Annotated in this window: 17 protein-coding genes; 12 read left to right on the top strand and 5 right to left on the bottom strand. The window is 43.9% G+C overall.

The window, feature by feature from the left end:
* Together P2G54_RS12370 and P2G54_RS12365 are read left to right on the top strand one after the other, a co-directional pair.
* On the top strand, window positions 1-3,180 hold the full coding sequence (locus P2G54_RS12370) for an efflux RND transporter permease subunit (protein WP_275871572.1): 3,180 nt from the start codon (window positions 1-3) through the stop codon (window positions 3,178-3,180).
* A 64-nt stretch (window positions 3,181-3,244) separates the two neighbouring features.
* Window positions 3,245-4,369, top strand: coding sequence for a 6-bladed beta-propeller (locus tag P2G54_RS12365; protein ID WP_275871571.1), 1,125 nt, complete (start codon window positions 3,245-3,247; stop codon window positions 4,367-4,369).
* Between the two features lie 152 nt (window positions 4,370-4,521).
* Here P2G54_RS12365 and P2G54_RS12360 read toward each other — a convergent pair whose 3' ends face one another.
* The 3 genes from P2G54_RS12360 to P2G54_RS12350 form a co-directional block, all read right to left on the bottom strand.
* On the bottom strand, window positions 4,522-5,205 hold the full coding sequence (locus P2G54_RS12360; protein ID WP_275871569.1) for a hypothetical protein: 684 nt from the start codon (window positions 5,203-5,205) through the stop codon (window positions 4,522-4,524).
* A 56-nt stretch (window positions 5,206-5,261) separates the two neighbouring features.
* Window positions 5,262-7,268 (bottom strand): dehydrogenase E1 component subunit alpha/beta, encoded by a 2,007-nt coding sequence (locus P2G54_RS12355; protein ID WP_275871567.1) that lies wholly within the window; start codon window positions 7,266-7,268, stop codon window positions 5,262-5,264.
* Window positions 7,269-7,568: 300 nt separating this feature from the next.
* Window positions 7,569-8,936 (bottom strand): Gfo/Idh/MocA family oxidoreductase, encoded by a 1,368-nt coding sequence (locus P2G54_RS12350; RefSeq protein ID WP_275871565.1) that lies wholly within the window; start codon window positions 8,934-8,936, stop codon window positions 7,569-7,571.
* Between the two features lie 251 nt (window positions 8,937-9,187).
* Here P2G54_RS12350 and P2G54_RS12345 point away from each other — a divergent pair, with 251 nt between their 5' ends.
* The 4 genes from P2G54_RS12345 (at window position 9,188) to P2G54_RS12330 (ending at window position 15,507) form a co-directional block, all read left to right on the top strand.
* Entirely contained in the window at window positions 9,188-9,583 is a 396-nt protein-coding gene (locus P2G54_RS12345; protein WP_275871563.1) for a hypothetical protein, read from the top strand.
* 161 nt (window positions 9,584-9,744) lie between these two features.
* Window positions 9,745-10,833: an efflux RND transporter periplasmic adaptor subunit gene (locus P2G54_RS12340; RefSeq protein WP_275871561.1), complete on the top strand. Its 1,089-nt coding sequence runs from the start codon at window positions 9,745-9,747 to the stop codon at window positions 10,831-10,833.
* A 26-nt stretch (window positions 10,834-10,859) separates the two neighbouring features.
* A complete protein-coding gene (locus P2G54_RS12335) occupies window positions 10,860-14,084 on the top strand; it encodes an efflux RND transporter permease subunit (protein ID WP_275871559.1) in 3,225 nt (1,074 codons plus the stop codon).
* A complete protein-coding gene (locus P2G54_RS12330; protein WP_275871557.1) occupies window positions 14,077-15,507 on the top strand; it encodes a TolC family protein in 1,431 nt (476 codons plus the stop codon). The genes P2G54_RS12335 and P2G54_RS12330 overlap by 8 nt, the downstream gene beginning before the upstream one ends.
* Before the next feature lie 105 nt (window positions 15,508-15,612).
* On the opposite strand, the gene P2G54_RS12325 is transcribed toward P2G54_RS12330, so the two are convergent.
* Window positions 15,613-16,683 carry an Ldh family oxidoreductase gene (locus P2G54_RS12325; protein ID WP_275871556.1) on the bottom strand — a complete coding sequence of 357 codons (1,071 nt, stop codon included), beginning with the start codon at window positions 16,681-16,683 and terminating at the stop codon, window positions 15,613-15,615.
* 75 nt (window positions 16,684-16,758) lie between these two features.
* On the bottom strand, window positions 16,759-17,700 hold the full coding sequence (locus P2G54_RS12320) for an exopolyphosphatase (RefSeq protein WP_275871554.1): 942 nt from the start codon (window positions 17,698-17,700) through the stop codon (window positions 16,759-16,761).
* A 187-nt stretch (window positions 17,701-17,887) separates the two neighbouring features.
* Between P2G54_RS12320 and P2G54_RS12315 the strand changes: the two genes are divergently transcribed.
* From P2G54_RS12315 to P2G54_RS12290, 6 genes are all read left to right on the top strand, one after another.
* Entirely contained in the window at window positions 17,888-19,471 is a 1,584-nt protein-coding gene (locus P2G54_RS12315; protein ID WP_275871552.1) for an acyl-CoA carboxylase subunit beta, read from the top strand.
* 120 nt (window positions 19,472-19,591) lie between these two features.
* Window positions 19,592-20,662, top strand: a complete 1,071-nt coding sequence (locus P2G54_RS12310) for a M42 family metallopeptidase (protein WP_275872136.1) — start codon at window positions 19,592-19,594, stop codon at window positions 20,660-20,662.
* Window positions 20,663-20,760: 98 nt separating this feature from the next.
* Window positions 20,761-21,486: a helical backbone metal receptor gene (locus P2G54_RS12305; protein ID WP_345795475.1), complete on the top strand. Its 726-nt coding sequence runs from the start codon at window positions 20,761-20,763 to the stop codon at window positions 21,484-21,486.
* Window positions 21,487-21,603: 117 nt separating this feature from the next.
* Window positions 21,604-22,950: a Gfo/Idh/MocA family oxidoreductase gene (locus P2G54_RS12300; protein WP_275871549.1), complete on the top strand. Its 1,347-nt coding sequence runs from the start codon at window positions 21,604-21,606 to the stop codon at window positions 22,948-22,950.
* Window positions 22,951-22,952: 2 nt separating this feature from the next.
* Window positions 22,953-23,714, top strand: coding sequence for a DUF1080 domain-containing protein (locus P2G54_RS12295; protein ID WP_275871547.1), 762 nt, complete (start codon window positions 22,953-22,955; stop codon window positions 23,712-23,714).
* Window positions 23,711-24,307: a DUF1080 domain-containing protein gene (locus P2G54_RS12290; protein ID WP_275871545.1), complete on the top strand. Its 597-nt coding sequence runs from the start codon at window positions 23,711-23,713 to the stop codon at window positions 24,305-24,307. Before P2G54_RS12295 ends, P2G54_RS12290 begins: the two co-directional genes overlap by 4 nt.
* Window positions 24,308-24,860: the final 553 nt, after the last annotated feature.

Genomic DNA, 24,860 nt, shown 5'->3' with positions numbered 1-24,860 from the left:
ATGACTCCGTTTCGCGTTTTAGTGGCTTTTGTGGTTTTGGCAATTATGGGAATTGCCGTAGTTCCTTTGCTTTCTGTGGACTTGAATCCCAGGGAGCGGGAACCCGTTCTTACCATTTCCTACGGGGTCCCAAGGTCTTCTCCTGAGATAATCGAAAAGCTGGCGACTTCCCCATTGGAAGGGGTTTTTTCCCAGCTTTCGGAACTCAAAAAAATCAATTCAGTTTCCAATTACGACCGGGGTTCCATCACTCTTCGCTTTGACAAAAATGCAGATATGGAACTCAAGAAGTTTGAGGTTTCCGCCTTGATACGGCAGATTTATCCCCAACTCGACTCCCGGGTCTCTTATCCTTTAGTGACCCAGACTTCCGAATCCAGGAATGATTTTAAAACTCCTGTTCTGACATATTCGGTCAATGGGCCCTTTGCGGCTTTTGAAATCAAAAAGATCACCGAAGATATACTCAAGCCTGCCATTACCCGATTTGAGGAAGTCGAGGAAGTCACCATCCGGGGGGCAACAGATTTGCAGGTCTATGTAACTTTTGATGTGCAAAAGCTTCAGGCCTTTGGATTGACCCGGAGCCAGTTGAGTTCCCGGATCAATCAGGCCTTCGGAAGGGATTTTCCCGGCTCAGTACTCAACAATCAGGGACAGACTCTTTTTGTCCAAGTTGACCGCTCCTTGAAGGACTTGAGTCAACTCGAAACGCTGAGAGTGGGGCAAGTCCAGGGAATGGATGTATTGCTGAGAGATGTAGCCAAGCTCACTCTTGAAGAGGCCGAGCCTTCCAGTTATTATCGTATCAATGGCAATAACTCGGTGACACTTTCCATTTTCAACAGAGAAGGGGTAAATAAGGTCCTGTTGGCCAAAAACCTAAAAGCTGCAGTTGAAAATTCCCGGGTTTTGCTCCCTGCTGGGTTTGAAGTACGACTTGAAAATGATGAAACGGAGTTTCTGGAAAAAGAACTAGATAAAATCTATCAACGCTCCGGGCTCTCCATTCTGATCCTGATCCTCTTTATCTTCTTGATCAACAGAAATCTAAAGTATCTGAGTATTCTCTTTCTGGGGATTTTGGTCAACCTGAGTCTTTGTGCCATAATCCTGTATTTTCTCAAGGTAGATATTCATTTGTATTCTCTGGCAGGACTGACTATCAGCTTTGGTTTGATCGTGGATAATGCCATCATCATGATCGATCATTTGCACAAGCATAGAAACCGCCGTGTCTTCTTGGCACTTTTGGCGGCCTCTCTGACTACCATTGCCGCCTTGATGATTGTCTTTTTTCTGCCTGAAGAGGACCAGAGAAATCTGACCGAATTTTCCATTGTGGTCTCAGTGATGTTGGGAATTTCCTTACTGATCGCCCTCTTTTTTACCCCTGCATTTTACGAAGTGCTATTCAAGGAGTCTGCGAAAAAAGGGCGAAAACTGAGTATTGGAAAACTCAGAAAACGGGTCAGAAGCCTGCATCGTTATGAGAAGGGCATTGTTTGGACGGTTCGCTATCGAAAAGCATTTGTTTTCCTGTTGATTCTCTTATTTGGAATCCCGGTTTTTTATTTGCCTGCAAAGTGGGAAGGGCAGGAATGGTACAATAAGACCGTGGGAAATACTTTTTATCAGGAGGAAATCAGACCCTATGTGGATAAGGCATTGGGAGGTTCTCTCAGAATGTTTGTGCGGGGGGTATTTGAAAAAAGCTCCTATAGGGAGGCTGAAAAAACCCGGCTCTATATATCTGCGCGCTTGCCATTTGGCAATACTCTGGAGCAAATGGACTTCATCATGCGGGAGTTTGAAGCCTATCTGAAGGATGTGGAAGGGATTGATCAGTTTGTCACCTACGTACAGTCTGGTCAAAGAGGGCAGATAATCATCACCTTCAAGGAAGCCTATGAACATTCAGCTTTGCCTTATCAGCTTAAGGGCAAACTTTCTGTCAAATCAACGGACTGGAGCGGTGCGCAATGGAATATCTATGGCGTAGGACAGGGCTTTTATACTGGGGGAGGAGGAGAAGGGATTCCTTCCTTCCGAGTGACCATGAAGGGGTATAATTTTGATGAACTGGAACGTCAGGCCAATATTCTGGCTGAAAAGCTGCTGAAGCATAAGCGGATTCAGGAGGTAAACACCAATGAGCGCTTAGGGTGGAACGAGCAAAAAACCGAGGAGTATGTGCTGCGTCTGGATCAAAACCAAATTGCCCTGGGGCAAACCAATCAGTACGAACTGATCAATACCATGTTGGACCTCAGTAAACCTCAGGGATCCACTGGCTTACTGACCCTTGAGGACAAAAACTACGGAATGGTCATCCGGGAAACCAATGCCAGCGACTTCAGCAAATTCGATCTGGAACAAAAGGGACTGATCAGTGGGGGAAACCGAATTTTCAAAATATCGGATTATGGTACTTTAACTAAAGAAACAACGACCAATGCCCTCAATAAGGAGGACCGGCAGTATATCCGTGCAGTGGCCTTTGAGTATATGGGATCTGGAAAATTTGGCAATGAATACTTGGATGAGGTTCTGGAGGAAATGAAACAAATCATGCCCATTGGTTATACAGCTGATAAACAGACCTGGTCATTCAATTATGAAAAAGCCAAGCGGCAGTATTCCCTGCTAGCCTTTTTGATAGTGGGGATTTTCATGATTTGTGCGGTTCTGTTTGAGAATCTCAAGCAGCCGGTCTATATCATCGCCATAATTCCAATCAGTTTTATTGGCTTGTTTCTGATCTTTTCCCTCTTTGACTTTTACTTCGATCAGGGAGGGTATGCTGCTTTTGTGATGCTGGGAGGCTTGGCGGTAAATGCCGGGATTTTTATCGTCAATGACCTAAACAACCGCTCAATGGGTCAGTACAATCGAAATGTACTCAAATCGGTGGCAGGAAAAGCCATCCCGATCCTACTGACCATTCTGTCCACTTGCTTTGGTTTGATCCCGTTTATCATGGAAGGCCAAAATGAGATTTTCTGGTTTTCACTCGCGATTGGAACGATTGGGGGATTGGTTTTCAGTATGGTCGGAGTATTTTGGGCTTTGCCCGTTTTTCTTTGGCGAAAGGAAATGGTTTCGAGTCTTAAAGCCATGGAACTACCCTCCAAACCAGTAAAAGGAAAGAGAGGTTGGAAGTTTTGGAAGAGGAGGTAAGGACTGACTGTCAAGAGGGCTTTCGATTAAATTTTAGAATGATAGCTAATCAAACTGAAAAAGTATGACTGTTTTAAAAAGAGTGCTTGTGATTTTTAGTGTGGTAGCTTTTTCATGTGGTTCACCAGAAACGAGTTCAAAGGTTCCCAAAATCATTTCCCTAGAGGATGTACCGGTTCAGGAAACAAAGCTATTGATTGATAAGGCCGTACTTTTGGGGTCGGACAGTCTAGAGTTTCTGGGAAGCGAACTCCGAACTGTGAGTTCTAGGCATGGATTCTTTGTATCCAATTATGGTGGAGCCAAGGCAATCCATCATTTTTCACTTGATGGAGAACATTTGGGGAGGATCGTAGAGATAGGGGATGCTCCTGGACAGATTCCTAGGTTTGATGAGTTTCGGGTAAAAGAGGATAGCCTGATATTAATGACCGGAATTGGAGAAAAGGAGATGTTGAGTTTTTTTTCAGTTACCGATCATCAAATGGTAAAACAGATTTACGTGGAGGCAAGTGGCTTTTCATTTTACCCCAATACTGATGGGACATTTTGGTTGTATTCGGGCTTTAATAGAGCTGTTGGGGATTATCGACTTCGGCTTGCCAGTCCTGAGGGGAAAGTAGTGTCAAATTGGATGATTAATGATTTTAATGAAGAATTAATTCCATTTCAAGAACAGTCAATTTTTGAGGGGGATGGTAGGTTACTGGTCAGGGACCCGTTATTTCCCATAGTTAATATGATTGGAAAGGATAGCTTAGAATTGGCTTACCAGTTTGATTTTGGGACTTTTACGATTCCTGATGAGACATGGGAAATCGAGGATCCAATGCAGTGGTTTCAGCGGATTAATCAAAATGGTTTTGGGGACTTGGTTAACCTTTTTGAATCCAAGGAATATTTGGTTGCAGATGTTGTTTTTCAAAGGGAGGGGGAACGTCAGAGAAAAATATATGTGCTGAATCGGGAGATAGGGAGCGAAAGGATTTATCCCGTTGATGAGGAAATGGAACCCCAGTATTATTCACCCTTTGGATTGGAAAATAACCATTTGCTTTTTATAGCATATGCTCCGGCACTCCTAGAAGTGATTGATCAGCTTGAGACTTCTCCAGAGATAAAAAGCCAATTGAGGTCTTTAAAGGAGGAGTCTAATCCTGTGATTTTATATGGAAGGCTGGAGAAGTAATTCTTTAATAGGGTTACATATATTGATTGCAGGATTGATTTTTTGGTCAATAAAAAAGAGAAGCAGGGGAATACTTTAAAAGTAATCAGTATGTTGAACCCGAGTTTTGGGGAGGGTTATGATGCTTTTTTAAAAGACTGGCTTGCGTGATTTTAATAAAACAAATCATAGTGAATCAGCCCAATGGAAAAGGTCATGTATTGCAAAGGGCTTCTTCTGAAATTATAATCGAAAATCCCTTCATCGGGCAGGTAGGTTACATCTCCTCGCTGTAGAAAGCGTACAGAGTTCCCATCCTGTAGGGTAGCCCGTATTTCCAGTCGTAGAAATTCATCGAGAGGAATTTGAATTCCTCCTCCTATCCGATAGGCTAGTGCCCAGTCCTCAATGTCTTTACCACTTTCTATATTTTCCTCTGAGAGTATGGTTTCTCGGATTTTATAGCGCGTATAGAGATAATTCGCCCCAAACTGCGCCTCGACAAAGGGGGTTAATTTGGTATTGACCGATGGCAGGTATCGAATTGCTGCCATTCCGGTAGCGAGATTATTATTTCTTCTGAGTCGTAGTTCGTCCGAAAGGCCTGCATATAAATCGGTTCTTTTCTCCAGTTGGGAGCCGTAGATTCCATAGCCCAGTTCCAATCCTACCTGAAGAGGAGCAGTCCGGAATTCATACAAGAAAATCCCTGAGATGGTCGGGAAAAACAGGGATTCGGTTTCAGTTTTTAATTTGCCAACAGGAAGAGATCCATTGAAAAATCCTCCGGCTAGAAAAAATTGGGCTTTTGCGGTCAGCGCAAAAAAAAGTAGGGGTAAAAAAAGAAGTTTTCGCATAGACTTGAACTTTCTTCTTTTTTACGAAAGTTTTCTCCCACTGTTTACTAAAAATTTTAGAAGGCTACCAAGTTCTCCAACTTTTTCTTAAATCTAGCTTCTGGCAAAAACTGTTTTTCCAGATTCGGGGCAAAAGGTACAGGCGTGTCCAAACTACCTTCCCGCATCACCGGAGCATCCAAGAATTCAAAACAATGTTCCGAAATCCAAGCACAGATTTCCGCTCCGATTCCGCCTGTCAGGGTGTCTTCCTGAAGGAAAATGACTTTCCCGGTTTTTTTGACTGTAGCTTTTACGGCTTCCTGATCCCAGGGAAGGAGGGTTCTCAGATCCAGAATATCCGCATCAATTCCCATTTCTTCCACGGCCTTTTTGGCCCAGTGAACTCCCATCCCGTAGGTAAGGACAGAGACTTGCTGGCCCTCTCGTTCCAACTTTGCTTTTCCGATTTCTACAGTATAGTATTCCTCGGGAATCTCTGCGCTGATAGAGCGGTACAAACCTTTATGTTCGAAATAAAGGTAGGGATTGGGGTCTTCCAATGCCGCATTTAATAATCCTTTGGCATCATATGGGTTGGAAGGGTAGACGATCTTCAGTCCAGGAGTGTGGAAAAACCAAGCTTCATTGGACTGGGAATGAAAAGGGCCTGCGGCCATTCCGGCTCCTGTGGGCATCCGAATGACTACATCCGCGTTTTGACCCCAACGGTAATGGATTTTTGCCAGGTTGTTCACAATCTGATTGAAGCCCACTGAGACAAAATCCGCAAATTGCATTTCTACCATAGCTTTGAAGCCTTTGATAGAAAGTCCAAGTCCTGCGCCGATAATGGCACTTTCGCAAAGTGGGGTGTTCCTGACCCGCCCGGCTCCAAAGGCTTTTTTGAACCCATCCGTGATTTTGAATACTCCTCCATATTCCCCGATATCCTGCCCCATCAAAATCAGGTTGGGGTATTTCTCCATGGATTGTCGAAGCCCGTCGCTGATGGCATCCACAAAGCGTTTTTCTGAAGTTTTGGTGCCGGTTGGTGATTGGACAGTTTGTTGAAATGGGAAATATAGATCTCGTAATTCCTCCTCTAGATTCGGCTCTATGGCTTCTTCTGCAAAGGCAATTTCCAATCCCTCGTTAATGGCATTTTTGATTTTTTGATTGATGTGTTCCTTGGTCTTGGAGTCAAGTACTCCTATGGATTCCAAATAGGCTTCATAGTTGTCCACAGGGTCTAACTTTGCCCAATCTTCCATCAATTGTTTTGGGACGTACTTGGTACCTGAGGCCTCTTCATGGCCCCGCATCCGGAAGGTGATGGCTTCCACCAATACCGGACGTGGGTTTTTCCGGATATCTTCAGCCAGATCGACCAGGGTCTGATAGACATCTAGAATGTTGTTGCCCTGAATACGAATTGCCTCCATACCGTATCCAGGGCCTTTTTCTGTAAAATATTGAAAAGCAAACTGCTCCTCACTAGGAGTCGAAAGCCCATATCCATTATGCTCTACCACAAAGATCACGGGAAGTTTCCAAACGGCGGCCACATTAAGCCCTTCATGAAAATCTCCTTCGGAGCTTGCTCCATCCCCTGAGAATACCAAGGTCACTTTCTGTTCTTCTGATAGTTTGTTGGCAAGGGCAATCCCATCGGCAATAGCCAACTGGGGGCCGAGGTGAGAAATCATTCCGACAATGTGATGTTTGATGGAGCCGAAGTGAAAAGAACGGTCCCTGCCCTTGGTGAATCCTGATTTTTTTCCTTGAAACTGGGCGAATAGCCTATGCAGAGGAATGTTTCTTCCTGTGAAAATTCCCAGATTTCGATGCATGGGAAGGATGAACTCGTCTGAATGGAGCGCATTGACCGCTCCTATGGAAATGGCTTCCTGACCCCAGCCACTGAACCACTTTGAAATTCTTCCCTGACGCAGAAGAATCAGCATTTTTTCTTCAATTCTCCTTGGCATAAGCAAGGATTCGTAGAGTTCTAGAAGTTTTTGATCGCTGAGATTTTTTCGGTCAAAAGTCAGTTTTTGGCTTTCAGTGGTGGATGTTCCCATATATTCGGATTTACCCAACTAAGGTACAAGAAGGGATGAAATTCTCAAGCGAATATGGAGTACTGTTCTTGCAAAGTGGCCCCGACCGTAGTCGGGGCTAAAAATGTAATGCAAGGAGTTAAAAAGTTTTGCTGTACGTTTCAAAATTAGGTAAAAGGATTCCCAGAGCTTTGAGAAGGGCGTTAAGGTTGTTTTAATTATGGATTAACAACTTAATCTCTGCTTAATATACCCATGAAAAACAAATCCCGGACGGATGAATTCTGCCCGGGATTTTGGTAAGGAAGTCGTTTTTTGGAATTAAACCTGATCGGGTTCTGGATGGATATAAGGTGCTCGGTACGGTCGTCTGAGTTTGGCAGTAGCCTCCGCATCACCGGGTATGGTTCTGGTTTTTGGATCGTACTTGAGCGGCTTCCCTCCCAGCTCCATGGAAATGTTAGCCAGAATACAGGAAGCTGTAGAGATATGGCCCTGCTCCACATCCGCTATGGGAAGCGTGTCTGTATCAATTGCCTTTAACCAGTCCTGCATGTGAAGACGGGTGGCTGGAGCAGCATTCAGTTCGATGCGTTCCTCGGTCAAGTCTTCGGGGTATTTTTCCCGCTCAAAGAAGCAATCATAATGGATTTTTTCCTCATTTGCGTCTACGGGAATGAAGTCGGCCTGCATGGTACTGCCGGCGAGCATTCCTTTTTCACCATAAATTTTAAATGCCCAGGGATATTCAGGATCCGGAGCATTTCCCCAAGTTCTGTGTTGCCACACCACATCAAGTTCAGGATATTCAAAAATAGCAGTCTGTGTGTCAGCAATATTGGACTTTCCTTCTTTCTGCACTAGAATCCCTCCTGTGGAGGTGATCTGAGTAGGCCATCCAAGTTTGAGCATCCACCGTACAGTGTCCAGCATGTGCACACACATGTCTCCCATGATCCCGTTGCCATATTCGTTAAAAGTTCTCCACCAGCGAATATGAGGAAGTCCGTCGTAAGGTCTTAGGGGAGCAGGACCGGTCCATAATTCATAATTGAAGAAATCAGGGACTGCCTCTTCAGGAGGGTTGCCATTGGCTCTCATATGGAAGTAACAGCAGACCTCGGCATGACTGATTTTTCCGAGCTTTCCAGTGTCTATAATTTCTCTTTTTGCATCAATCAGATGAGGAGTGGACTTTCGTTGGGTGCCGATCTGTACTTTTCGGTCGTATTTGCGGGCAGCGGCCAAAATGGCTTCCCCTTCAATTACATCGACGGAAATAGGCTTTTGGAGATACACATGGGCTCCGGCTTTCAGGGCATCGATTGCCATCAAGGCATGCCAGTGATCAGGAGATCCAATGAGTACAAACTCAGGTTTTTCCTTAGCCAGCAATTCCTTATAATCTTCATAAAGCGGAGGAATTTTTCCCGATTTTTGGCGTTCGGAAACCAACTTTCCTGCAGCTTCCAAAATATGTCGATCTGGATCACAAAGGCCAACCACCTCTACATCCGCGACTTGGATGAGTCTGAAAAGATCCGATTTTCCATACCATCCCGTACCGATTAGGGCTACACGGATTGGGCCTGTCTGATTTTTGAAATCCATTCCAAGCAGCCCAAAACTAGCCAGGGTCATGAGCGCAGAAGAGCCTTTTAGAAAATCACGTCGATTGAGTTGATTCATAGGTTTTTGGGTTAAAGAGTGTTGTTGCTTATAATTTACGAAAAGGGGGGAGAGTTGCAAATTGCCTTGGGATGGGAGGAAGGCAGGCGTATATGAAAGTCAGAAATCGATAGCTTGGCCATAGCCTAAAATGAGAGGGGGAATTTGGTTAATATTACTAACTAAAAAATTGTTAGATAAATGGGAGATTTATCGAACTTTACTTGGAGTGAATAAGTTCGGCTAATAGTTTTGCTCCCGAAGTGAAAACCTTGGTAAGAATCATATTGTCCTTTTCCGTTATCCTAGGTATAGGATACGGTCAACTGTTCTCTGCTTACGCGCAGAGTGGGGCGATTGGGCCGGATTCTTTTGACCAAGTTGAATCTTTCAAAACGCATAGTTCCCATGATTTTCTTAGTCAGACTTCCGGGGGACTGGAAAAAAAGATTTTTGATTGGGAGTCTGAAACGGTAGAAGAAGAAACAGAAGACAGAGTTGGAGCCCTTGATGGCAAAGAACTTGGTTTCCTGTTTAAGTCTATTTTTGAATCCCAGCTTCTTGCGGATCATCATTTCTATACCAATCAATTCTTACATTTCTGTAAGAATTTTTCTCTTATAGCATCCTGTCGATTGCACCTAGTCAATCAGGTTTTTAGGATATAATACCCTTTCTTTTTCAGGTAGTGCGCTACCACTCAATCAATCTTGCTTTTCAAGCTAGATAGACTTTTAGCCTTAATCCCGAGGATTTGACGGTATTCCTATTTCCTCTCCTTCCTAGGCTATCTATTTCTAATCACTCAAGTATTTAAAATTATTTTCCTATGAAAAGTAGAATTCTCATGGTTATAGGCCTGTTCGTCCTATTGGGTCATGCAAGCTGTGATTCCAAACATGAAGAAATTGAGGAAGATGCTACTTTCCTCGTCACCAGTCCGATTCGCAAGGATACAGTTATTTACAAAGACTACGTCAGTCAGATACATTCCATCCAGCACATTGAGCTTCGTGCTCTTGAGAAAGGGTACCTTCAAAACATATACGTGGACGAAGGGCAGTTTGTGAAAAAAGGCCAGTTGATGTTTCGGATCATGCCTTTGATTTACCAAGCGGAAATGCAAAAAGCGAAGGCTGAAGCGAGCTTTGCTGAAATTGAATTCCAAAACACCAAAAGTTTGGCCGACAGCAATATCGTCTCTCAAAATGAATTGGCCCTTGCCCAGGCAAAGCTAGCCAAGGCCCAGGCTGAACTGAATTTAGCGGAAGCCCACTTGGGATTCACTGAGATCAGAGCTCCATTTGATGGAATCATGGGTAGATTCCATGTTCGTTTGGGAAGCCTCTTGGATGAAGGGGAGCTGTTGACTACCCTTTCTGACAACAGTAAAATGTGGGTTTATTTCAACGTTCCCGAAACTGAATACCTGGATTTTATTTCCTCAAACTCCTTGGATGATCTTCCAGAGGTGCTGCTCAAAATGGCTAATACGAAAAAGTTCGATAGTCCCGGAGTGATAGAGGCCATAGAGTCCGACTTCAACAACGAAACGGGCAACATTGCTTTCAGAGCTACTTTTCCTAATGGGAAAAGCATCCTGAGACATGGTGAGACTGGTAATATTATGATGCCGGTGCCCCTAGAAAATGCCTTGATCATACCTCAAAAAGCAACTTTTGAGATTCTGGATAAGAAGTTCGTGTTTGTGGTGGACCCAGATGGAGTCGTGCACTCAAGAGAAATCTCAATACTCGCCGAAATGCCCCACCTCTATGTGGTTCAGGATGGATTGTCCGCAGAAGAAAAGATCCTGATCGAAGGCTTGAGAAAAGTCGAAAACAACCAGAAAATCCATGTTGATTTTGTTGGCCAGGACCAAGTTCTTTCCGAACTCAACCGGCTACATGCTGAATAAATCTTTGACCTAAATCACCTAATAAGATGTTCAGTAAATTTATTCAACGGCCGGTGTTGGCTATTGCTATTTCTTTAGCCATCATCTTCTTGGGAATCCTGGCGATCAATACACGCCCAGTGTCCCAGTTTCCGGAAATCGCCCCTCCTCGGGTCAATATTTTCATCGCCTATCCTGGGTCCAGTGCAGACGTACTGGTCAAATCTACCTTGATTCCATTGGAGCGCGCCATCAACGGGGTACAAGGAATGCAGTACATAATCTCTGATGCAACCAGTGCAGGGGAAGCAACCATTCAGATCATTTTCGAACCCGGTACTGATCCCAATGCTGCGGTAGTGAACGTTAAGACCAGGGTGGACCAGGTGATGAACAACCTTCCTCCTCTGGTGCAGCGTGAAGGGGTAATCATTACCCCGATTCAGCCGAGTATGCTGATGTATGTCAACCTCTACAGTACGGACAAAAACGCAGATGAGAAATTCCTGTACAACTATGCCAAGGTCCACATTCTTCCAGAATTGCAAAGGATTAGCGGTATGGGCAGAGCCCAGATTCTGGGTAGCCGGCAATATGCCATGCGTGTTTGGCTGAAGCCTGACAGGATGCGTGCTTACAATATTTCCACGGAAGAAGTATTGAATGCAATTGATGAGCAAAGTGTAATCGGTAGGCCTGGCCGGTTGGGACAAAGCTCCGGTAAGACGGCTCAGTCCCTTGAGTACGTGTTGACCTACAAAGGCCGATTCAACAAGCCAGAAGAGTATGAAAACATCATCGTAAAGGCCAATCCAGAAGGGGAGATTCTAAAGCTGAAGGATATTGCTGAGGTCGAGCTGGGTAGTGAGTTTTTCGATATCTATTCCAACAAGGATGGCTATCCAGCCGCATCCATGGTGCTTAAGCAAAATATCGGAAGTAATGCTAGCCAGGTAATCGATGATGTAAAGGCGAAACTTACGGAACTGGAGGCGGATTTTCCTCCGGGAATGAATTACGAGATCAATTACGACGTCTCCAAATTTGTGAATGCCTCCATTGACAAGGTGTTACACACTTTGGTGGAAGCCTTTGTGTTGGTAGCTCTGGTAGTATTCCTGTTTTTGGGAGATTGGAGATCTACTTTGATCCCGGCCATTGCAGTCCCGGTTTCATTGGTAGGTGCATTTGTCTTCATGCAAGTATTTGGTCTGACGATCAACCTGATCACCTTGTTTGCCTTGGTTTTGGCAATCGGTATTGTAGTGGATGATGCCATTGTGGTGGTGGAAGCTGTGCATGCCAAGATGGAAGAGGAACATTTGTCTCCATACAAAGCCGTGAAAAAGGTTTTGGGTGAGATCAGTGGAGCTATCATTGCGATTACCCTGATCATGACAGCGGTATTTGTTCCGGTAGCCTTTATGACCGGGCCGGTTGGGGTATTTTACAGACAATTTTCCATCACCATGGCCAGTTCCATTGTCCTTTCAGGGGTGGTGGCTTTGACCTTGACACCTGTGCTGTGCGCTATGATTTTGAAAAACAATCATGGCAAGCAAAGAAAGAAATCACTGGTAGATAAGTTTATTGACTGGTTCAATGTACGTTTTGAAAAACTGACTGGAAGATATACCACCTTGCTCAAAATGATCGTAAACCGCCGTGTGGTGACTTGGGGGATTTTGCTTGCTTTTGCATTTGGGATTTTTGCAGTAGACAAAAGCCTTCCCTCTGGATTTATTCCTAATGAGGACCAGGGTATGATCTATGCCATTATCCAAACTCCTCCCGGATCGACTTTGGAGCGTACCAATGAAGTCTCTAGAGATCTTCAGAAGATTGCGGAAGAGGTGGAAGGTATCCAGTCGGTTTCTTCCCTCGCAGGCTATGAAATCCTCACGGAAGGACGTGGTTCCAATGCCGGTACCTGTTTGATCAACCTGAAAGATTGGTCAGATAGAGATCATTCAGTTCATGAAATCATTGAGGAATTGGAAGAAAAAACCAAGGACTTGGGAGCGGTGATCGAGTATTTTGAGCCACCGGCAGTGCCTGGGTACGGTTCTTCGGATGGTTTCTCTCTCCGCTTGTTGGATAAAAACAGTACCACCGATTACCAGGAGTTTGACCAGATCAATTCCGAATTCATGAATGAATTGCGGAAACGCCCGGAGCTGACTGGCCTCTTCACCTTCTTTGCAGCGAATTATCCTCAATACGAGCTGATAATTGACAATGAACTGGCCATGCAAAAAGGTGTTTCCATCGGAAAGGCCATGGAAAACCTAGACGTATTGATCGGTAGTACCTATGAGCAAGGATTTATTCGCTTTGGTAATTTCTTCAAGGTGTATACTCAGTCTGCTCCGGAATACCGCAAACTTCCTAGCGATATCCTCAACCTTTTTATCAAAAGTGAGCATGGGGAAATGGTGCCTTATTCCTCTTTTATGAGGATGGAAAAGACCCAAGGACCCAACGAAATCACTCGGTTCAACCTGTACACCTCTTCCTCTATCAAAGGAGTGCCAGCTAAAGGCTATACAAGTGGAGATGCAATCAAGGCAATTCAGGAAGTAGCAGAAAAGACCCTGCCTAACGGCTATGACATCGCATGGGAAGGGCTTTCCTATGATGAAGCCAGACGAGGTAACGAAGCGCTTTACATCTTCATAGTGGTGTTGATCTTCGTGTATTTGGTATTGGCAGCACAGTATGAGAGTTTCATTATCCCATTGGCGGTTGTGCTGTCTCTACCGGCAGGTGTATTTGGTTCTTTCCTGCTCCTAAAGGGGATGGGGCTTGCCAATGACATTTATGCGCAGATCGGTTTGATTATGCTTGTTGGTCTTTTGGGTAAAAATGCAGTATTGATCGTGGAATTTGCGGTGCAAAAACACCAACAGGGAGCCACCATCCTGGATGCAGCGATTGAAGGTGCAAAAGTCCGTTTCCGTCCGATTTTGATGACTTCGTTCGCATTTATTGCGGGCTTGGTGCCTTTGGTGATTGCCACTGGACCTGGAGCGATTGGAAACCGCACCATCGGCTCTTCGGCCCTTGGGGGAATGCTCTTCGGAACCGTGTTTGGGGTGATTATCGTCCCTGGCCTGTACTACATATTCGGTAAGCTGGCAGAGGGTAAACACCTGATCCGCGATGAGGATGAAACCCCATTGAGTGAGGAATTTGTAGAAAGTAGATCCAATTCTTCTCTTCTCAAAAAAATGAAAAAGTTACTGTCAAACAACGGAGGGAACCATGAATAAAATCATCAAAAAATCCTTAGCAGTGGCTTTTGTCCTGGTGACTGCCTGGGGGTGCAAAATCTCCCAACCTGCTATAAAAGCCGAAAATACTTCGGTGCCTGAAACCTACAATCAAGAGAAACAATTCGGCCAGTCTGAAATTCCGGTTTGGAAGGAGGTTTTCACAGATTCCAATTTGATCGCCCTGATCGATACTGCCTTGAGCCACAATCAGGAATTGAATATTCTTCTTCAGGAGATTTCTATTGCCAATAATGAAATCCAGGCGAGAAAAGGCGAATACCTGCCTTTTGTCAATATTCAAGGTGGAGGCGGTATTGATAAGGTAGGCCGATATACTCGAGATGGAGTGGTAGAAGCCAATCACGAAATCAAAGAAGGAAAAGAGTTTCCCGAACCTCTATCTGATGTGATGGTAGGAGCATTTGCATCCTGGGAACTCGATGTTTGGAAGAAACTCCGAAATGCCAAGAAGTCTGCCGTGTTTAAATACCTTTCTACAGTAGAGGGGAAAAATTTCATGGTGACTCAATTGGTGGCTGAAATTGCCGGGTCTTATTATGAACTGATGGCTTTGGATAATCAGCTCAGCATTTTGGAGCAAAACATCCAGATCCAGAAAAATGCCTTGGAAATTGTGAAAATGCAAAAGCAAGCCGCCAAGGTGACCGAATTGGCAGTGAAGCGTTTTGAGGCAGAAGTTGCCAAAAACCAAAGCTTGATTTATGATATACGGCAGCAGATTACGGAAACGGAAAACAGGATTAATTTCTTGGTCGGAAGATTCCCACAGCCCATCCAAAGGAATTCGGCTGCTTTTCCTGACTTGGTCCCAAATGCGATTCAGTCAGGTTTGCCATCGCAATTATTGGCAAACAGACCTGATATCAGACAAGCTGAGTTGGATTTGGAGGCGGCCAAACTGGATGTCAAGGTTGCAAAAGCCAATTTCTACCCTCAGTTCCGCTTGACTGCAGGTATGGGGTTTCAGGCCTTCAACCCGAGGTATTTATTGACAACTCCGGAGTCGTTGATCTATTCCGTAGCCGGGGATTTGGTCGCTCCTTTAGTCAACAAAAATGCCATTAAAGCCAATTATAGATCTGCCAGTGCCCAGCAGATTCAGGCGGTTTATAATTACGAGAGAAGCATTTTGAACGGGTATATAGAAGTAACCAACCAGTTGTCCAAAATCAACAATTTGGACAAGAGTTATGCTTTGAAATCCCAGCAAGTTGCTGCCTTGACGGAATCCATATCCATTTCCAATAATCTGTTCAAATCTGCTAGGGCAGATTATATGGAGGTGCTTTTGACTCAGCGGGATGCATTGGAATCCAAAATGGAATTGGTGGAAACCAAAATGATGCAGCTCAATGCCTTAGTTCATGTCTACCAAGCCCTTGGTGGAGGGTGGAATTAAAAGAAACAGTATGAACACTGAGTGACGATTGACCCTTTAAATCAAAAACCATTTCGCAGCGTTGTGAAATGGTTTTTTCTTTTTCGAGAAGGATAGGGTTTGACTTTAGAACTTGACTCCAAAGCGTTGTCCCAATTCGGTCAAATCTTTCACGACAGGTTCCAGCAAAGGTATTCCCTCGTTTCTTCGGATTGCTTCCAGTTCCCTTTCAGGGTCTCCAGGGATCAATACCTTTTCATTTCCAGGAGTTGGGGTAGCAGATCGGAATCTTTGGATCCAATTGTCCATATGGGATTTGAATTCATCTGCCGGCCGGAATGCATCCACCCGCATCGCTCCGAAAAAGTGTCCGATTCCTTCTCCTACCAAGTTGGGAAGAGGGTCCAGAAATGCCACAAAAGGAGGGACCCAAGGGCCATAATTGGCTCCTGAAAGAACGGCTGAAAATATATCTACAATTGCTCCCAATGCATAACCCTTATGAGACCCGTGTTCCCGGTCACCACCCAGCGGTAACAAGGCTCCTCCGTCCTTTACTCCATTAGCTGAGGTGGTTGGATTTCCGTCTTTGTCCTGAACCCAACCGCTTGGAGTGTCCATTCCTTTGCGTTGCAAGATTTCAAGTTTGCCATTGGCCGCAGTGGTGGTAGCCATATCAGCAACAAATGGAGGCTCGTTATTGGCGGGAATGGCGACCGAAATAGGATTGGTGCCCAATAGCCGTTCCTTTGAAAAAGTCGGTGATACCAATGGGCTTGCATTGGTCAGGGAAATTCCGATCATATCGTGCTCCAAAGCCATCATCGCATGATAACCTGCGATTCCATAGTGATTGGAGTTTTTTACCGATACCCAACCGGTACCTGCATTCGTGGCTTTTTCTATAGCCACGCTCATTGCAAATGGAGCAACAACCAGTCCTAATCCGCTATCTCCATCCACCACCGCAGTACTAGGGGTTTCATGGACCACCCGGATATTCGGGCTGGTGTTGATTCTTCCTTTTTCCCACAAGCGAACATACCCTGATAGCCTTGCGACTCCATGACTGTCAACTCCACGAAGGTCAGCAGAGAGCAAAACTTCAGTTGCGATTTGGGCATGTACCTCAGAACATCCGATCTGTGTCAGTATGTCATGGGTAAAACGGTAGAGTTCTTCGTAGGAATAGGTCATGGTTCAGTCTGGAAAAGATTTTTCCGATTGGTTTAGACAAAGATAAAAAGTATTGGGGCAAAGAGATAAATTCAATCAGGCACTTTCCATTTCTTTTAAAAGAGTGCCAATGGCTCCTTCTTTCAAAGCATAATGGGAACAGGTGATTGATTCTACCGGCAAAAGTTTCAGAATAAAATCTATCAGGCAGGAAGCCACTACGATCATGTCCACACGCATAGGGATCATACCGGGTATCTGAAGCCGCTCCTCCTTGTTTTTGGTCAAAAGCATGTGATGGATTCTTTCAAACTCCACTATGGGCAATTCAAATACATGTTGGCCGGTGAGTTTACACTGCAGCATGGATTCGTAATAAATATCAGTCAGGGTGTCAAAGGTTCCGGATGCACCGATGAGATTAGTAGGTTGAAATTGCTTGATTGCTGCAATTAGGGGTTGGAGTCTCTCCTCCAGATAAGCCTGGAGGTTACGGCATTCTTCAGGCAGAATGGGGTCATGGTAATGGAAAAGATCGAGGAGACGCTGACCACCGATTTCAAAGCTTTCTTTCCAAAAGACTACATCTGAAGTTCCGATGATAAATTCAACAGATCCCCCTCCAATATCCATCATGAGCTCGGTTGTTCCATTGAGGGAACCTGAAAGTTTAATGCCTTCATAGATCATTTGGGCTTCCTCCTGGCCGGATATTACTCTGATTTCAATTCCAAGGGTTTCTTTTACATTTTTTACAAATTCTGGACCGTTCTTGGCGTTTCGTACGGCAGAAGTGGCAAAGGCAAAAATGCGGGTGATCTCTTCCCCTTCGATCAGATTTTTGAAATGTTTGAGTGTGTGAAAAGCGCGCTTGATTGCATCCTCGGCAAGAAAATCCTGGCTAATGCCTCCTTGTCCAAGTTTTACCGGGATTTTTTCTTTGTAAATCGTATTGAATTGACTTCCATTTATTTCTACCAATAACAAATGAAATGTATTGGTCCCCATGTCAATCACCGCCGCCTTTCGGGTACTCATAATCTGCCAAAATTTAGGATGGGCGAATATAAAAAGTTATTCTAAAATCCATGGTTTTGCTCCGATATTATTCAAAGATATTTTGTGGGATTGGCTCGATTTAAACTGAAGGCCTTTTCACTTTTACGATAAACTTTTCCGCCTTGCCAAAGCCTGTTATATTTGACAAGATTAACAAAACCAATTCATGGAGAATCAGAATAAACCCATTTATACTTTGCCAGGAAATCAAGAGAAAATTGAGCTCTTGAAAAGGAAAAATCAGGAAGCGATGCTAGGTGGAGGCCAGACACGGATCCAGGCCCAGCACAAAAAAGGAAAGTTGACGGCGAGAGAGCGAATTGATTTGTTGCTGGATGAAGGGACTTTTCAGGAGATTGACAAATTTGTAATGCACCGTGCCAAAGATTTTGGTCTAGATAAAGAGCATTATTTGGGAGATGGTGTTGTCACGGGATATGGAGAGATCAACGGAAGATTGGTCTATGTTTTTTCTCAGGATTTCACGGTATTTGGAGGCTCGCTTTCTGAGACCCATGCCGAAAAAATCTGCAAGATCATGGATATGGCCATGAAAAACGGTGCTCCAGTAATCGGCCTGAATGATTCCGGAGGTGCAAGAATCCAGGAAGGAGTGAATTCACTTGGGGGATATGCCGATATTTTTTACCGCAATACGCTAGCCTCTGGAGTGATCCCGCAGATATCCTCTATCATGGGGCCATGTGCAGGAGGGGCTGTTTATTCTCCAGCCATCACGGATTTTATCTTTATGGTGGAGAAGACCTCCTATATGTTTGTGACCGGGCCTAATGTGGTTAAAACCGTGACCCAGGAGAATGTGACCGCAGAGGAATTGGGGGGAGCTTCTACCCATAGTACCAAATCTGGGGTCACTCATTTTGCCTGTCCCAATGAACTGGAATGCATACGCCACATTCAGAAATTACTCAGCTATATTCCTCAGAACTGTGAAGAGATTGCTCCAGTTTACCCTTATGAGCTCAAACCTGATGAGACTCGGACGGTATTGGATGGAATTGTACCTGAAAACCCCAATCAACCTTATGATATCCGTGATGTGGTAAATGGGATTGTGGATGAGGATTCATTTCTGGAAGTTCACGAAAACTATGCAGATAATATTGTGGTCGGGTTTGCCAGGATTGCAGGAAGAAGCATTGGGGTGGTAGGTAATCAACCACAATCAATGGCTGGTGTTCTGGACAATCACGCATCTATTAAAGCGGCTCGGTTTGTAAGATTCTGTGATAGTTTCAATGTTCCCTTGTTAGTTCTTGTTGATGTACCGGGTTTCTTGCCAGGTACGGATCAGGAATGGAACGGAATTATCGTAAATGGTGCCAAATTGCTTTATGCTTTTTCTGAAGCTACCGTTCCGAGAATCACTGTGATTACCCGGAAAGCGTATGGGGGAGCTTATGATGTGATGAATTCCAAGCACATTGGGGCTGATATGAATTTTGCTTGGCCAACTGCCGAAATCGCAGTAATGGGAGCTAAAGGAGCCTCTGAGATTATATTCAAAAAGGAAATTGCAGAAGCAGAAGATCCTGAAGCCAAACTTCAGGAAAAAGTGGATGAATACACTTCAAAATTTGCCAATCCGTATCGGGCAGCCCACCGGGGTTTCATAGATGAGGTGATCATCCCATCCGAAACGCGTATCAAATTGATCAAGGCATTTAAAATGCTGGAGAACAAAGTGGACAAATTGCCGAGAAAAAAACATGGGAACATTCCACTATAATTGATGTCAATCCTAAGTGAAAAGTGATTTTATCTTAATCTGGAAATCTAAATTTTAACACACTCAATTAATAAATGGGAAGGTCTAAGAAAACGACCTGTATTTAATATGAAAGAAAGTATGAAAAGTGAGCAAAAGTCTTTTCTCACCAATTACCTCAATAATGCCTCCCCGACAGGGTTTGAAGCTTCCGGCCAGCAGATTTGGCTGGATTATATCAAGCCGTATGTTGACACCTATTTTACCGATAATTATGGGACGGCAGTAGGGGTGATCAATCCGGATTCTCCTTATAAGGTTGTAATTGAGGCTCATGCTGATGAAATCAGCTGGTTTGTCAATTATATCAAGGATGATGGGTATATCTATGTTCGCAGAAATGGGGGGTCAGATCATATGATAGCTCCTTCCATGCGGGTGAATATTCATACCGATAAGGGAATAATTCCCGGTGTGTTTGGATGGCCAGCCATCCACGTGAGAAAAGAAGGGAAAGAGGATGCACCTACTTTGGAAAATATTTTCATTGACGTGGGAGCCCGAACCAAAGCAGAGGTCGAAGAAATGGGGATTCATGTTGGATGCGTGATCACGTTCAAAGATGAGCTCACTGAATTGAATAACAAGTTTTATTCAGGTAGGGCATTGGACAACAGGATCGGAGGCTACATGATAGCGCAGGTAGCCAGAAAGATTAAGGAGTCTGGAAAAAAACTTCCTTTCGGACTATATGTAGTCAATGCAGTGCAGGAAGAGATTGGACTTAGAGGGGCTGAAATGATCGCTCACCGAATTAAACCCAATATGGCCATCATCACCGACGTTTGTCATGACACTACTGCCCCTATGTATAATAAGGTGACAAGTGGGGAACAGATTGCCGGCAAGGGGCCAGTTTTGACCTATGGGGCTTCAGTTCATAAAAAGCTTTTGGATTTGATCATTGAAACGGCCAAGAAAAAGGATATTCCATTCCAAAGGTCTGCTGCGTCCAGAAGTACAGGAACAGATACAGACGCTTTTGCCTATTCCAATGAGGGAGTTCCTTCCGCATTAATTTCACTTCCTTTGAAATACATGCATACTACAGTGGAAACTGCCAGCAAGGAGGATATCGAACATGTTATAAACCTGATGTATGAGTTTTTGCTGGATTTTGATCCGGATTTTGATTTCCGTTATATAAAGTAAAACGAAGTACTGAAGACCATGTCCGAACCTGAAAAAGCCATGGTCTTTTACATTATCATAGTATGCACTTTACTGATCAATTAAATCGCAGGGTATTTTTGCCGAAAATTCCTGAGCGGATCATTTCTTTGGTTCCTTCCCAAACCGAATTATTATTTGATCTAGGTTTAGAACAACAGCTTGTTGGAGTTACCAAATTTTGTGTTCATCCAGGCCATTTGAGGAAAACAAAAACAATTGTAGGAGGGACCAAGAATTTCCATCTGGATATTATCGATTCTCTTCAGCCCGATTTAATCATCGGGAATAAAGAGGAAAATGACCGGGATGGAATAGAGAGGCTTGCTGAAACCTATCCTGTTTGGATGAGTGATATTCTAACACTGGAGGATAATCTGAATATGATCAGGGAAATGGGGGAGATTTTTCAAAAATCTAAAGAAGCCAACCAAATTATAAAGAGACTTGGGGATGATTTATCCAAACTTCTTCCTCCAAAAGGAACGGCAATTTATTTGATCTGGAACGCCCCGATAATGGTGGCAGGGACCAATACTTTTATAAATGAGATGTTGAAATTCGCCGGATTCAAAAACCTTATTGTGAATGAAAGATATCCCATTCTGACTGAAGAGGAATTACGGTTGATCAATCCGGAATTTGTCCTTCTGAGTTCTGAGCCTTTTCCTTTTCAGGTACGACATGTGGAGCATTTTCAGGAAATATTGCCACATTCAAGAATCCTAAAGGTAGACGGAGAGTTGTTTTCCTGGTACGGTACAAGGCTGCTTCAATCCAGAAGATATTTTGAGGAATTGTCTTGAAACAAACTTTAGAAACCGGATTCTACCACTTATGAAAAATTCTATTTTCTGGAAGCACTTTTTTAAAATTTTTAATTAACTTTTCAACTCGATTCATCCAATAACCTAGTTAAAACTATGAAGAACAACAGAAGGGATTTTCTGAAAAAGCTTGGTGCTACGGCCGGTACTGCGGCTCTCGTCCCCGGAGTTTTTGCAGAAGAGCAGCCCAATGTCAAATATTTAAACCGTCTGGACGATATTCCTGCAGATCAGCCAATCCGATTAGGCCTAATTGGTGCAGGTATTATGGGGACTCAGGACATGAATACAGCATTGCAACACGCAAACGTGACTATGACAGCCGTCTGTGACCTGTATGATGGAAGACTGGAATCCGCTAAAAAGAAGTGGGGAGACCATCTCTTTACTACAAAAGACCATAAAGAACTGCTGAAGAGAAAAGATGTCGATGCGGTAATCATCGGTACATCGGATCATTGGCACAAGCAAATTTCTATAGATGCCTTGAGCGCGGGAAAGCATGTCTACTGTGAAAAACCTATGGTACACTCTGTAGGTGAGGGGATGGATGTGATCAATGCTTGGAAGAAATCAGGGAAGGTGATGGTCGTAGGCTCTCAGGGACTTTCTTCTCTTGGCAATGAGAAAGCCAAAGAACTATTGGCAGCTGGAGTCATAGGAGACTTGGTGTATGCAGAAGGCTTTTGGGCTAGACATTCTCCAGAAGGAGCTTGGCAGTACCATGTTCCTGAAGACGGAAATCCGGAAACTGTTGATTGGAAGCGTTACATTTCCAACACTACAGACAGAGAGTGGGATCCATTAAGGTTCTTCCGCTGGAGAAATTACCTAGATTATGGTACAGGTATGTCAGGAGATTTGTTTGTCCATCTATTCTCAAGCTTGCACTTCATTACCAACTCCAAGGGACCTACCAAGGTGTCTTCTATGGGAGGATTGAGATATTGGAAAGACGGAAGGGAAGTTCCTGATGTATTGTTGGGAATGTTTGATTATCCTGAGACTCCCGAGCATCCGGGTTTCAACTTATCTTTGAGATGTAACTTCGTGGATGGCACCAGTGGGACTACTTATCTCAGAATCGTCGGAACAAAAGGTTCCATGGATGTGAAATGGGAAGAAGTTGTGGTTAAATTGAACCAGAATGCCGAGAGCGATGATCCTTTTATGAAAGAACAGGCGAAGCTGAGAGGTGAACAGGGGGAACAAAGAGCAAAGATTCTTCCTCCTCGCGAAACAGTTTACTCTGCCGAAAGATCTTGGAAGGGCGCTCATTATGATCACTTTGGAAATTGGTTCAAAGCGATCCGTACAGGAGGTACTGTTGTTGAGGATCCTATATTCGGATTCAGAGCGGCGGCACCTGCTTTATTATGTAATGATTCCTATTTTCAGGATAAATTTATGAAATGGGATCCTGTAAACATGAAACTTATCTAATTATGAAAAATACAAGATTTGCATGGGTGGCTTTATTTGCTCTAGCGTGGGCATGTGGACCTAAGCCAGCAGAAGTGAACGAGGAAATTGTCGAGGAGGTAGCTTTGCCTGACAACACCCTTTCGGAAGAAGAGAAAGCGGAAGGCTGGATGCTTCTATTTGATGGCTCCAATACCGATGGATGGAGAGCATTCAATGCGGATACTATGCCGCCAAACTGGATCATTGAGGACGGGGCTTTGAAAGGTCTTGGTGCGACCGGAGGTGAAGACTTCGGAGGTGATATCGTCTTTGGAGCGATGGAGTTTGAAGAGTTTGAAATGTCTTTCGATTGGAAAATTTCTGAAGGAGGAAACAGTGGGGTTTTTTACCATGTAGTTGAAGACCCTAAGTACAAGGCTCCCTATGAAACAGGGCCGGAATATCAGGTGATTGATCAGATCGGTTTTGCTCAGCCTTTGGAAAAATGGCAGTCAGTAGGCGCTGATTATGCTATGACTGAGCCAGATTTTGAAGGAGTAGTGAAGCCAGCGGGTGAATGGAACTCTTCCAAAATCATCTTCTCCACAAAAGGAGCTTCTTATTGGCTGAATGGTAAGAAAACAGTGGAGTTCGTACCTTACTCTGAAGAATGGCTGGCAAATCGTAATTCAGGAAAGTGGAATGATTTTCCTGATTACTGCATCGCTAAAAAAGGATTGATTGCACTCCAAGATCATGGAGATGCTGTTTGGTTTAAAAATATTAAAATTCGCACCCTATGAAAAAGATCTTAGTATTGGCCTTTTTGTTTGCCACAGTAAATATTGCCTTCGCACAAAAGAAGGAGAAGCTATTCAATGGAAAGAACCTGGAGGGATGGGTTGTCTATGGAACAGAGAAATGGTATGTAGAGGATGGACTGTTGATTTCGGAAAGTGGTCCTGATAAAGGATATGGCTACCTGGGAACTGAAAAGGACTATCAGGATTTTGAAATCACCCTTGAGTTCAAGCAGGAAGCTAACGGGAACAGTGGTGTTTTCATCCGATCTACTGTTGACGGAACAAAAGTTTCAGGTTGGCAGGTAGAAGTGGCTCCTCCAGGTCATGACACTGGCGGTATCTATGAAAGTTATGGAAGAGGCTGGTTGATCAAGCCTGATCCAGAAAAAGACAAGGCTCTAAAGTTCGGAGAATGGAATAAAATGAGAATTGTGGTAAAGGGAGATAATGTAACTTCATATTTGAACGGAGTTGAAATGGTTAATTTCACCGATGCAAAAATTGGAGAAGGAAAAGGCGGAGTTTTGCTTCAGATCCATGATGGTGGAGGTATTAAAGTTTATTGGCGAAAGATTGTTTTGAAAAAGCTTTAATAGACCCATTTTCTCTAAAAATTTGTGCCCTGATATCTGAGATATCAGGGCAATTTTTTTTCAAAAAGTTTTTCCTGTAGTTCTCAGGGTTTTATAAGAAAACTGAGAATAATTCCTGTCAGGGTATTGCAGACTCAGAATTTTCCCGGATATTTGCACTCCCAATCGACGCGAACGGCGGGTTTGGAAGTTGAAATTTTGGTAGAGGGAAAGTTTACAGGGTAAAGAGATGAGGGGCTTGCTGTTTGGCGGTTCTGATTTTTACCGGGAGTCTTTAAAAAATATTTTTTCAGATTCTTTTGTAAACGAAAAAACTTCCTTTACCTTTGCACTCCCATTCGAAAGGAACGGGAACAAAAACGAAACGAAAAACGGGGAAAACGAAGCTGTGAGGCGATTTTTCTGACAGGTTCCGGGGAAGTCCGGAAGCAAGTTCTTTGAAGTGATGTAAGGCGAAAAAATAACCTGAGAGAGAAGGTGCCTTTAATTGGACGCGAGTCTGGTTAGGGGCGAAATAACGAACGATAATTTACAATGGAGAGTTTGATCCTGG

This window comes from Algoriphagus sp. CAU 1675, assembly GCF_029222925.1.
Taxonomy (GTDB): domain Bacteria; phylum Bacteroidota; class Bacteroidia; order Cytophagales; family Cyclobacteriaceae; genus Algoriphagus.
Note: the sequence above shows the minus strand (reverse complement) of the source record. Positions and strands in the feature narration are given on the sequence as shown.